Annotated in this window: 10 protein-coding genes; 5 read left to right on the forward strand and 5 right to left on the reverse strand. The window is 58.3% G+C overall.

Going from position 1 to position 11,800, the window contains the following annotated elements; translation table 11 throughout:
• Positions 1 to 37: 37 nt before the first annotated feature.
• The 4 genes from asmA to alkA all read right to left on the reverse strand — a co-directional run bounded on the left by asmA (position 38) and on the right by alkA (position 4,312).
• A complete protein-coding gene (gene asmA, locus NWP14_RS13315; protein WP_375215481.1) occupies positions 38 to 1,885 on the reverse strand; it encodes an outer membrane assembly protein AsmA in 1,848 nt (615 codons plus the stop codon).
• A 27-nt stretch (positions 1,886 to 1,912) separates the two neighbouring features.
• Positions 1,913 to 2,494, reverse strand: coding sequence for a dCTP deaminase (gene dcd, locus NWP14_RS13320; protein ID WP_045855745.1), 582 nt, complete (start codon positions 2,492 to 2,494; stop codon positions 1,913 to 1,915).
• Positions 2,495 to 2,584: 90 nt separating this feature from the next.
• Positions 2,585 to 3,226 carry a uridine kinase gene (udk, locus tag NWP14_RS13325; RefSeq protein WP_041146397.1) on the reverse strand — a complete coding sequence of 214 codons (642 nt, stop codon included), beginning with the start codon at positions 3,224 to 3,226 and terminating at the stop codon, positions 2,585 to 2,587.
• Between the two features lie 237 nt (positions 3,227 to 3,463).
• The gene (gene alkA, locus NWP14_RS13330) at positions 3,464 to 4,312 is read right to left on the reverse strand and encodes a DNA-3-methyladenine glycosylase 2 (RefSeq protein ID WP_375215482.1); all 849 of its coding nucleotides are present in this window, start codon (positions 4,310 to 4,312) and stop codon (positions 3,464 to 3,466) included.
• A 135-nt stretch (positions 4,313 to 4,447) separates the two neighbouring features.
• On the opposite strand from alkA, the gene yegD reads away from it, so the two are divergent.
• The 5 genes from yegD (at position 4,448) to NWP14_RS13355 (ending at position 10,217) form a co-directional block, all read left to right on the forward strand.
• Complete coding sequence (gene yegD / locus NWP14_RS13335; protein WP_375215483.1) at positions 4,448 to 5,800, forward strand: molecular chaperone; 1,353 nt, start codon at positions 4,448 to 4,450, stop codon at positions 5,798 to 5,800.
• A 450-nt stretch (positions 5,801 to 6,250) separates the two neighbouring features.
• Complete coding sequence (locus tag NWP14_RS13340; protein ID WP_375215607.1) at positions 6,251 to 8,218, forward strand: ATP-binding protein; 1,968 nt, start codon at positions 6,251 to 6,253, stop codon at positions 8,216 to 8,218.
• Positions 8,215 to 8,913: a response regulator transcription factor gene (locus tag NWP14_RS13345; RefSeq protein ID WP_375215484.1), complete on the forward strand. Its 699-nt coding sequence runs from the start codon at positions 8,215 to 8,217 to the stop codon at positions 8,911 to 8,913. Before NWP14_RS13340 ends, NWP14_RS13345 begins: the two co-directional genes overlap by 4 nt.
• 385 nt (positions 8,914 to 9,298) lie before the next feature.
• Entirely contained in the window at positions 9,299 to 9,430 is a 132-nt protein-coding gene (locus NWP14_RS13350) for a small membrane protein (RefSeq protein WP_143350169.1), read from the forward strand.
• Positions 9,431 to 9,599: 169 nt separating this feature from the next.
• Positions 9,600 to 10,217, forward strand: coding sequence for a transcriptional regulator (locus tag NWP14_RS13355; RefSeq protein ID WP_095100871.1), 618 nt, complete (start codon positions 9,600 to 9,602; stop codon positions 10,215 to 10,217).
• 311 nt (positions 10,218 to 10,528) lie between these two features.
• On the opposite strand, the gene NWP14_RS13360 is transcribed toward NWP14_RS13355, so the two are convergent.
• Positions 10,529 to 11,797: a dicarboxylate/amino acid:cation symporter gene (locus NWP14_RS13360; protein WP_095100869.1), complete on the reverse strand. Its 1,269-nt coding sequence runs from the start codon at positions 11,795 to 11,797 to the stop codon at positions 10,529 to 10,531.
• Positions 11,798 to 11,800 lie beyond the last annotated feature (3 nt).

The raw sequence follows: 11,800 nt of genomic DNA on the forward strand, positions 1-11,800 counted from the left end.
TCGCGCCATCCGGGATCGTCTTCAGGCCCCGCCGCGGTCAAAGCTTATCGAGCAGCTTCTTCACGTCTTTGCCGTCCTGGCTGTTCTTATTGCGTTCAACCCAATCGTTCAGGCGCTGCTTCGCCTCATCCTGCAGCTGTTTACGCAGAATCTGGTCCACCTGCAGGCTGTAGCTCAGCGCCTGCCATTTACCGTAGATTCGCAGCGGAATAGCCGTCTGTTTGAGTTTATCGATCAGCTTGCCTTCGCCTTTCCAGCCGCCAAGCACGCGGACGTTAAAGCGCATATCGCAATCTTCTTTCAGCAGATTCAGGCTACCCTGCCCGCTTAGCGCCATCAGCTCGGACTTCCCCTGCATACTCTTGAGCGTCACCTCGCCGCTATCCAGCAGCAGGTCGCTGCTCATGGAATCGAGGCGGGTGGCGTTATCGTAGTTCTCCTGCGCCTGCACGTTGGTGCTTCGCGCAACGGCCTGCTGCACCAGCTGCTGGAAATTGAGCCCTTCGGTGCGGGTATCGCTCATTTGCAGATGCGCCTGCCCCTGCCAGTTACGGCGGAAGTCGTCGGCATCAATGCGCTGGCCGGAAAAATCACCGGCCAGAGAGAGCTTGCCGGTAAGATTCAACGAGTAGTTAAAGGCATTGAGAATGGTCGCAATCTCAACATTATCGAGTTTTGGTTGGAACGATGCCTCTGCGGTATCCGTGCGCGCATCCAGCGTGCCGGGCAGAGAGATAAGCCCGCCGTCGAGCTCGCCCTGCAGCTGATTAATCGTCAGCAGCCCCTGCTGGTTGCTGATATCGCTCTTAACCTGGGTAAAATTCATTCCCCGCCACTGCAGGCGATCCGCGGTCAACGCCATATGCGCGCTGAAGCCGCGCAGGCTATCGTAATCCTGCTGAATGTCGCTATCGGCAATCACCGGACGCATCTGCCGCGGCTGGCTTTGACCCCGCTGGCTTGCCGAGCTATCGCCGGCGGCATCGGTATGCGTCAGCAGGCTGTCGAGGTTAAGCGTACTGGCGTGGAGATTAAGCTTCCAGTCGGCCTGCTCGCCAAGCACCACGCTGGCATTGCCGGAAATCGCGCTGCCGTTAGCCGTCAGGTTCAGCTTATCAAAGCTGAGCATTTTCCGATCCTCAAGCCAGCTGGCCTGCAGGCTGCCCTGACCGCTGATGCCGTTAGCCGGCAGCTCGGCGCCGCGCAGCTGCCAGTTAAGCTGAGAAATTTCGGCCTGCAGGGAGTGCGGATAATCGCCGCCCTGCACCTGGGCGGAGAAGGAGAGCGCCAGATCGCGCTGATCGCGATTGACCCGCCCGGAGAAATCGAGCGTCGCGTGATGATTTTTATCCTGATCCATCTGCAGACGGATATCGCGCACCGTCACCTGCTCGCCGCTTTCATGCTGGAAGAACAGCACGCTGTCGACAACCTTCAGCTGCCGCACGTCATAGGACCAGCCGCTGTCTTCCGACACCTGCGGCAGCGTATTGTCATGCGGAACCACCGGCGCATTCAGATCGCGCACCGCTTCAGTTTCCGGCGTCAGCTGGATAACCGCGCCCTTGAGCATCACCTGCTTAACCTGCAGCTGGTGGGAAATCAGCGGCAGCAGAGCCACGTCAAGGCGCATATTGTCCGCGCGCACGACCGGTTCGGCAGCCCCGGGCGCCGTCAGCGTCATGCGCCCGGAGAGAATGCTCAGCTGCGGCCAGACGTGCCAGCGCAGCGGGCCATCGAGTTTGAGCTGATAACCGCTACGCTCCGCTACCTTGTGCACCATATAGGCGCGAAAATCATTGGGATTGACCAGCAATACCAATGCGGTAAGCCCGGCGACAACTACCGCCAGTAAGATCATCAGCGTCGTCAGAATTCGTCTCATGGCACCCTCAGCAAGCCGCTTACGTTATCAATCCTTGTCGATTCGACTCGCCACCGCGCCCTGCTGGTCGCGATATTTGGCGTCTTCACGGCGGTTATAGGGACGGGCCGCCGGGCCGGACAGCGGTTCAAAACTCAGCGCGCCGATCGGCATCCCCGGACGCAGGGCCAGCGGCAGCTTGCCGGAGTTATAGAACTCAAGCACGATGCAGCCTGACCAGCCCGGATCGATACGGTGCGCGGTTACGTGGACCATCAGCCCCAGACGCGCCAGCGACGAACGGCCGTCCAGCCAGCCCACCAGATCCGCAGGCAGGGTGACCGACTCAAAGGTTACCGCCAGCGCCAGCTCGCCCGGATGCAGATAGAACGCTTCGCCTTCCGGCAGCACGATCTCTTCGCTCATCACGCGATCCAGCGCCGCGGTCACTTCCGCCTTCGGCCCGCTCAGGTCGATAAACGGCGCCGTGTGGCCGCGAAAGGTGCGGAACTTATTGCCCAGACGGACATCGACGGTCGCGCCATTAATGCGCTCAACGGGCGGACGCGGGCTGATGGATAGCCGGCCCTCATCCAACCAGGCTTCTATATCTCGGTCGCACAGACGCATGAGCTTTCTCCTTTAAGGCATCGCGCCCTCACACCTTCCGGGGATAAGGGCAATATGGGTTCTCTTTGCACGTTACACAATTCGTTAGTGTTATTCAAAGAACTGGCTGATCTTGGCCTTCAGAATATCAATCGCAATGCGGTTCTTACCGCCACGAGGCACAATGATGTCGGCATACTGCTTGGAAGGGTCAATAAACTGCAGAAACATCGGACGAACGGTTTTCTGATACTGCGCCATCACCGAATCCATCGAGCGGCCGCGTTCGTTAACATCACGCTTAATGCGCCGCATCAGGCAGATATCCAGCGGCGTATCGACGAAGATGGAAAAGTTTAATTCATTGCGTAAACGCACGTCGGTCAGGAGTAAAATCCCCTCAAGGATAATCACTTTCTTCGGCTCGATATGGATCGTTTCCGGCATACGCGTGTGCTCAACGTAGCTGTAAACCGGTAGTTCAATCGGCTGGCCGCTTTTCAGCATCTGCAGGTGCTGGAACAGCAGACTATGGTCCATCGAGCTGGGATGGTCATAGTTCGTTTTAACCCGCTCTTCCATCGACAAATGACCTTGATCTTTGTAGTAGCTGTCTTCCGGAATAACGCCGATATGCTCGTCGCCAACCTGCTCGCGTAATTCGCGATAAAGCGTGCTGGCAATAAGACTTTTTCCCGAAGCCGATGCGCCGGCAATACCTATAATGACGCACTGATGAGACGTATCAGTCATAACTTTTTGCGACCTGATTAACCTGGATGTATATACACATCATCCTGCAAACTGCCCGGCGTTAGCTGCGTCGTGCGCTCCGGTCGCTGACTTTAGCCAGCTTCCGGGGATTCACTTCCCCGTCGCCTTGACGTATCTCGGATGATTTTATGTACAGGAAGGGTGACGTTTTAGCGTCAAACGCGGCAATTATAGGGGCTTCAGCGCGGCGATACCAGCGCTATGCGCCCCGTTAGGCTATTCCGCCGCCGGGGTCCACCCTTCGGTATACCAGATGTGCAGCAGCGCATAGGATCGCCACGGCTGCCAGCGGCTGGCATAGCGAGCGATGCGCGCCGGCGTCATGTCGGGGAAGCGCTGCTTAATCAGGTAATCATCCGCGAGGAAAATATCCTTCGCCTGCCAGCCGCGCAGGGCGAAGTAGCTCGCGGTCCAGCGGCCAATGCCCGGCAGGGTTTGCAGCTGCTTCATCCCCGCCGCGATATCGGGCGGCGCCATCAGCGGCAGGTCGCCGCTGATGGCCGCCTGCGCCAGGTGAACCAGCGCCTCGGCGCGCCGCAGAGGCATGCCCAGCGCCTTCAGCGCCAGCGGATCGGCCTGCGCCAGCCGCTGCGGCGACGGAAAAAGAAAATATCCCGGCGCCTGCGCCAGCGGCTCGCCGAAGGCTGCCGCCACCTTCGCCGTCAGCCTGGCCGCCATCGCCACGCTAACCAGCTGCCCCAGCACCGCCCGAACCGCCTGCTCGAAGGCATCGAGGCAACCGGGTAAGCGCAGACCCGGCCGCGCCAGCGCCAGCGGGCCCAGCGCGTGCACAATCTGCTGCGGGTCGCAGGCGAGGTCAAACATGCGCGCCACGCGCCGCAGACACTCATCCGCGACCGGCAGCAGCCCCTCGGATAGCGTCACCCGCAGCCCCTGCGCGATGGCGTCCGGCGCGATCGTTATCAGCCCGCGGTGCCCTGCCAGTGAGAAGCTGCGGGTATAGCGCCCTTCGCTAAAGGTTTCGATTCCCTGAACCGCGCGGGCGCCGAGAAAACCGAATATCCACTCCCCGTCGTAGGGCGGGTGCCAGGGTAATAGCGTCATAATTTCTCCCGATGAATTGCCTCAATGATAGCCGCTCCGCGGATGCCGTACCTTGCTTTTAAATTCCAGTTGTCGCCGTGGCAGCAATCCGCTAAAGTCGCCCCCCTTCTTCACTGGCATGGGGATTTTCAGGTCATGTTTATTGGTTTTGACTACGGAACCGCCAACTGTTCGGTTGCCGTAATGCGCGATAATACTCCGCAGCTGTTAACGCTGGAAAACGGCAGCAAGCTGCTGCCTTCAATGCTCTCTGCGCCGACCCGCGAAGCGGTCAGCGAGTGGCTCTACCGGCATCATAGCGTCCCGACCAACGGTGATGAAAATCAGGCGCTGCTGCGCCGCGCGATGAACTTTAACCGCGAGGAATATATCGAGGTTCTCGACAACAGCGTGCAGTTTGGCCTTGCCTCCCTGCATCAGTACGTCGATGACCCGGAGGAAGTGTACTTCGTCAAATCGCCGAAATCTTTCCTCGGCGCCAGCGGCCTGAAGCCGCAGCAGGTCGCGCTGTTTGAAGATCTGGTATGCGCCATGATGGTCCATATTAAGCAGCAGGCGCAAACCCAGCTGGCGGAAACCATCGACCAGGCGGTCATCGGGCGGCCGATTAACTTTCAGGGCCTCGGCGGCGATGAGGCTAACGCCCAGGCGCAAGGGATCCTCGAACGCGCGGCGCAGCGTGCCGGGTTCCGCGACGTGGTGTTTCAGTTTGAGCCGGTGGCTGCGGGGCTGGATTTCGAAGCCACGCTCAGCGCGGAAAAACGCGTGCTGGTTGTCGATATCGGCGGCGGTACGACCGACTGTTCGCTGCTGCTGATGGGCCCGGAGTGGCGTCAGAAGGCCGATCGCCAGCAAAGCCTGCTGGGACACAGCGGCTGTCGCGTCGGCGGGAACGATCTTGATATCGCCCTCGCCTTTAAGTGCCTGATGCCGCTGCTCGGCATGGGCGGCGAAACCGAAAAGGGGATTGCCCTGCCGGTTCTGCCGTGGTGGAACGCGGTGGCGATTAACGACGTCCCGGCGCAAACGGATTTCTACAGCAGCGCCAACGGCAGGCTGCTGAACGATTTAGTCCGCGATGCCCGCGATGGCGAGAAGGTCGCGCTGCTGACCAAGGTGTGGCGCCAGCGCCTCGGCTATCGCCTGGTACGCGGCGCCGAAGAGAGCAAGATTGCCCTCTCCGCGCAGGATAGCGTCACCGCCGGACTGCCGTTTATCAGCGCCGACCTGGCGACGGCCATCAGCCAGCAGGGTCTGGAAGCCGCGCTGAATCAGCCGCTGGCGCGCATCATGGAGCAGGTTCAGCTCGCGCTGGACAGCAGCAGCGAAACGCCGGACGTCATCTATCTGACCGGCGGCAGCGCCCGCTCCCCGCTGATTAAGAAAGCGCTGGCGGCCCATCTGCCGGGCATTCCTGTTGCCGGTGGCGATGACTTTGGCTCGGTCACCGCCGGTCTGGCCCGCTGGGCGCAGGTGGTCTTTAGCTAACCCCGCTGCGGGCGGCCGGACTTTCGGCCGCCCTGTCATCGAACATTATCATTTATTAATATGCGGCGGCTTAGCGCCTGGTACGGACAGCGGTAAATAATTCTGCTGGCGGTAGCGGACATATCGGCGGCTAAAAAGAGATATCCTCAGCCCGCCCGGGCGCCTGCTATCACAAAATGCTCTCTCCCGTCCTCTTCCATTCGTGATATACCCTATGGCGTAAACCCGGCCGCCTGCGCAGCTGGCGCGAGGGTTCCGGCCCGTCATGACAAAGAGAAATGACGAACTGAAATAAAGCTGGAATATTCTCTGTCGGGTCAGCAAAATGTTTTCGCGTCTGAACCTCTGCACTTTTCCCCGGGATACCGGCGGATTTACGCTGCCGGTTATTCACTGTCGCGCTATTTAAAATACCGTTATCAATGCCGCAAGGGGGCGTGATTGGATCGCGTGTGCGCTATTTTTGCTACGGCTAAGCCGGTAGCCTGGTTCAGGTGCCTTTTTTTAGTCTGCTGCGGCGTATTTAGCTATCTCCAGGCGATGGCGCCGGCTCATGCTGAATCCCGCCAGCTGGGGATCGATATTCCCCTCTACTGGTTCGTCGACGCCGGCGGCCAGATGACGGTGGATACCTTCGCCTCGCTGCCGGAGAGCGATCTGCAGCCGCTGCGCAAAATCCCCTCCTTTGGCTACTCGCGCAAAGCCTGGTGGCTCAAGGCCACCTTACCGGCCTCTTACTTCGCCGGCCAGCCGCGCTGGCTGCAGGTTGGCCCATCCTTTGTCGATAACCTGACGGTCTTCTACCGCCCGGCCGGCAGCGCTACGCCCTGGATTCGCAAGACGTTCGGCGACCATGCTCCGGCCAGGGAGAGCGATATCGACTATCGCGAAAGCGTACTGATTTTTCCGCCGCCCCCGGGACCTGCGGGATACGAGGTGGTTTTCCATCTCCAGAGCAGCAGCACCCTGATCCTGCTGGCGACCCTCTCTTCCCCCGAGGAGTTCGTACAGGCCGCCACCATCGATACCGCCTTCTGGAGCTTCTATTTCGGCCTTGCCATTATTGCCAGCGGCATTGCCCTGTGGCTGGCCATCGCGCTGCGCCGCCGCCTGCTGTGGGGGATCTGCCTCTTCTCCCTCAACTACCCGCTGGTTGCGGCGCTGCACGGCTACCCGGAGTGGCTCTTCGGCCAGGCGGTGCTGCCCGTTCAGGACTACATGATAAGCTGCCTGTCGCTGCTCAGCTACGCCACCGCCCTGTGGCTGCATGCCGAAGTGTTCGACCTGAAGAAGAATATGCCCAGGCTGTATCGGCTGCTGCTGCTGGCGGTGGGTTTGAACGTCGTGCTCCAGCTCAGCATTCCGCTGGGCTTTTACGGGCTGGCGATGCAGATTGAGGCAGGGATCTTCCTTATTGCCTCCCCGGTGCTGCTGACAACCTCGTGGATGCTGTGGCGGCGCAAAGCGATCGACTTAAATACGCTGCTCCTTGGCCTGCTGCCGCCGGTCTACGTCGCCTCGGCGGCGCTGGTATTGCTCTCGATACACGGCATCATTCCCTATCATCAGGCGATTTACTCCGCCTGGCAGTACGCGCTGATCGTCCATATCATCACCGTGCTGATCATCGCCGTGCTGCGGGTTCGCGCGGAAAACCGCAGGCTGTTGCAGAAACAGCAGCTGGCGCGGGAGCTGCGCATCGAGCGCGAAGCCAGCTTTCATCAGCGCCAGTTTATGGGCATGGTGGCGCATGAATTCAGAACGCCGCTGGCGATTATCCAGGCCGCGCTGGAAAACCTGCGCCTGTGCGCCGCCACGCAGGCGCAGGCGCCCCGGCTGGATCGGATGCAGCGGGCGACCACCCGCCTCGTGCAGCTCACCGATAACTGCCTGGCCGATGCCCGGCTCTCCTCTGACGCTCTCTCCGTCGATAAACAGGACGCGGCGCTGCTGCCGGTGATTCAGATGGCGGCGACGGTGGTGGATCTCTCGCTAAAACACAATCTCAAGGTCAGGCTGGAGGGACGTCTGGTGACGCCCGATGACCACTCGCCGGTGCTTTTTATTGATAGCGGCCTACTGTGCGTGGCGCTGGCCAACCTGCTCGACAATTCGGTGAAGTACGCCTCCTCCGGCGAAATTGGAATCGATATCGCGCAAAAGGAGCGGCACTTCGAGATCAGGATCCGCGACCAGGGCCCGGGCATTGCCGTCGAGGAGATCGAGCTTATTTTTGAGCGCTACCGACGCGGCGAAACGCGCGGCGCATCACCGGCCGGTACCGGCCTTGGGCTGTATGTCGCCAGACAAATTGTCCAGGCCCACGGCGGCGATTTATGGCTGGCAGCGAATACGCCAGCCGGCTGCGAATTTGCGTTAACGCTTCCCCTGACAGGACAGCAAAAGGTCAAGTTATGACATTACGTGTGGCTATCATTGAAGATAGCGCTGATTTACTCGATGAACTACTGGCCTTTCTCCGCCACCGCGGATTTGCGGCCTGGGGCGTACGCAGCGCCGAGGCGTTCTGGCGGCAGCTGCACGCTGACCCGGTTGATATTGTATTAATTGATATCGGATTGCCGGGCGAGGATGGCTTCAGCGTGCTGGAGTATCTGCATCAGCTTGGCCAGTTTGGTCTGATCGTCATTACCGCCAGGGGCCACCAGCAGGACAAGCTGCAGGCATTAAACCTCGGCGCGGACTTCTACCTGATTAAACCGGTTAACTTTTCCGACCTCGCAGACACCATCCATGCGCTGGGCGCGCGGCTGAAGGAGCAACAGGCGGTGACGCCTGTTCCGCCGACGCGATTAGCCGACCCGGCGCTCACCTCTCCGTGGACGCTGAAGGCTGAGCGGCTGGTCGCGCCGTCGGGGCTGATCCTTCCGCTGACGCAGCAGGAGTACCGGCTGATGGAGATCCTGATGCGCAACCGGAATGAAGTGTGCAGCAAGGTCGATCTGCATGCCTGGCTCTTTACCGACGAAGGCGAACCCGAGCTGCACCGCATCGACGTGGTCATCAGCCGGCTGCGGCACAAGGCGCGGCTGCACGGCATCAGCCTGCCCATCCGGGCCATTTTCGGCAAAGGGCTGGCGTTTCTTTCCTGAGGTCGGTGGGCCGATACTCCCCTTCCCGCGCCATCGTTATTGCCGCTACGTTATTAATTTTTCTGGGGTTGTTAATTTTTTCTCGCTTTTTGAGAGAAATGAGAGAAATGAGACTGACGCCTTGATTAGGAATTTTCTTACACTGATTTTGCGCCATAAAGCGCGGGCTGCCGGTGTGCCCCGTTTATCGAACCGTCTGACAGGCACGGTTCATGGCTACCGGCCCCTGGTAAATATAATGATATAGCCGCCCTGCCTGAAATTGTCGCTGCATTGGCCGCAGCGCAGCATGCAGCGTAGAGCAATATTCATACTTAGCTATTTTTTAGCGCCATATACCAATTAGAACCTGTCCCGGCAGGCTCTTAGAGAAAGGATATTCATAATGACCATGCAAACGGGGTTCGCCCTGCTGCTGTGCATATTTTGTCTTTGTATTTCGGTCTACAGCCTGGTGTCCTATCTGAAGGACCGAAGAAAACAAAAGATTCCGTTTACCAACGGGCGTAAAAAATAACGCCCGACGGACTTTCGGCAATACTAAAAATAACGCGCCATATAATAAGCGGCAGCGCTAATAAGCCGATGTTGACCCTATTTTTGTGCATAACACACAGCAACCATCGCCTACGCCGGAGGTCCGGTCGCGGAATGGCGTCATGTTGACTTATAAAGGAAGTCGCGCCATGAAAACCATTAATATTGCGCTTAACACTCGCAACACCTTTATCCGGGATGCGCTGGTTTACATAGTGAACGAGCTCACCCGGGATCGCGCAGGCCTCCGGGTGAGTTTCTCCTCACGCAGCGATACGCTGGCGCATGAGGACATCATTTTCTCTGACGTTCTGCCCGGCGAGATCCACCTGTGCAACACGCTGATAAAAAATCGTAAGCCCGCCAGTTCGGTTATTATCCTGCACGGCTACGACACCCTCCCGGAACCGGCATGCATCGTCAACTGCCTGAGGGACGTTATCTTTTTCGCCATCAAATCAGCCAGCGTCGAACAGATGCGAACGATAATAGAAAAAGTGCTGAAGAACGTTGAAAATCCGCCGATAAAATTATTCAAGGACCCCGGGTTAATCTGCAGCCACTGCCCGCACCAAACGCTATCGCGATCGCAGGTCGCGGTGGCCCACGGTCTTATTCATGGGTTTGATATCGGTAAAATATCCGCCATCAATAAGGTGAGTATCAAAACGACCACCTACCATAAAAGTAAGATCATGGAAAAATACCGCCTCAATAATAACCATGACTTTTTTCAGTTTATGAATTTACTAAGAGAAAGAGGGTAATCGCCGTGGAATATTTGCGACCGAAGGGTAAAAATTAGGAATTTATGGGGTTGTGCAGGGATGCTATTCCTAAAAAAACCGCCGCGCGGAAAAATAGCTTCTCATGCCCGACGAACAGCAGATAACATCAGCGCATCCTCGGTATAAAGGCGCAGCAATGCGTGGTTATACAATAATAACAATGTATTTAGCGGGGAATATTTACTTCGTCACATCGCCCCTTGCGTGCCTGTTAGGGGCATCTTTTTCTATCACCGCGCCCTTCGCGGCAGAAGAAAATACGCGCTCCGGCCAGAGCGCGTATGCCACCGTCAGGCCTGAACGCCCTGAGGCTCCGCCTCCGGCACCTCTTCCTGCAGCTGACCCTCATTTTTCGACAGCATCGCCGTGGCAATACCGTTGCCCAGCACGTTGATGGCGGAACGCCCCATATCGAGGAAATGGTCGATCCCCATCAGCAGCAAAATTCCGGCGACGGGAATATTGAAGCTGGGGATCGTCGCGGCCAGCACCACCAGCGCCGAGCGCGGCACCCCGGCAATCCCTTTCGATGCCAGCATCAGCGTCAGCATCATCACCGTAATTTCGCTGAAGCTGAGGTGGATGTTATATGCCTGAGCAATAAACATAGAGGCAAAGGAGCAGTAGACCATCGAGCCGACCAGGTTAAAGGAGTAACCGATGGGCAAAACGAAGGAGACGATATTGCGCGAGCAGCCGAAGCTGACCAGCCGCTCCAGCGTCTTCGGATAGGCCGCTTCGGAGCTGCTGGTGGTAAAGGCGACCAGCACCGGATCCTTAAGCATATTGAGCAGGCGGAAAACCTCTTTTTTCAGCACCATATAGCCCACAGCCATCAGCACCGCGCTGGTGAGCAGCACCGCAACGTAGTAGCCGCCGATAAAAGAGGCATAGTTCAGCAGAATGCCCAGCCCCTGGGAGGCGATAACCGAGGAGATAGCGGCAAAAATCGCCAGCGGGGCCACGTACATCACGTATCCGGTCACCTTAAGCATAATGTGGGAGACCACGTTCAGCGCTGCCACCAGCGGGGCGTTAAACTTCTCCCCCAGCGATGCCCCGGCGATGCCAAAGAACATCGAGAAGACCACGATTTGCAGAATTTCGTTATTGGCCATCGCTTCGGTAATGCTGGTCGGAATGGTATGCGACAGGAAGCCTTTCAGGCTCATCCCGCTGACCGCCAGCCCGGTGTCCACGGACTCTTTGGGGATCGTCAGATTCAGGCCGCTGCCCGGATGCCACAGCGTGACGATCACTAATCCCACCAGAATGGAGAGGATCGAGGAGGTGACAAACCACACCATCGCCTTACCGCCTACGCGGCCGATAGTGGCGGTTTCGCCCAGCCGCATGATGCCGACGGTCAGGGTACTGAAGACCAACGGCGCAATCACCATCTTGATGAGGCGTAAAAACATATCGGTGAAAAGCGTGATGTTCTCAGACCATGCCACGATGGCGGTCTGGGAGGCGTAGGCGTGGATTGCCGCGCCGGAAAGGATCCCCATCAGCATGAAGATAACGATGAAGAGCGTGAGTTTGTTTGCACTAGCCACTAA

Origin of the sequence: Klebsiella sp. C349492 (genome assembly GCF_042055345.1) — a bacterium.
GTDB lineage: Bacteria > Pseudomonadota > Gammaproteobacteria > Enterobacterales > Enterobacteriaceae > Klebsiella > Klebsiella scottii.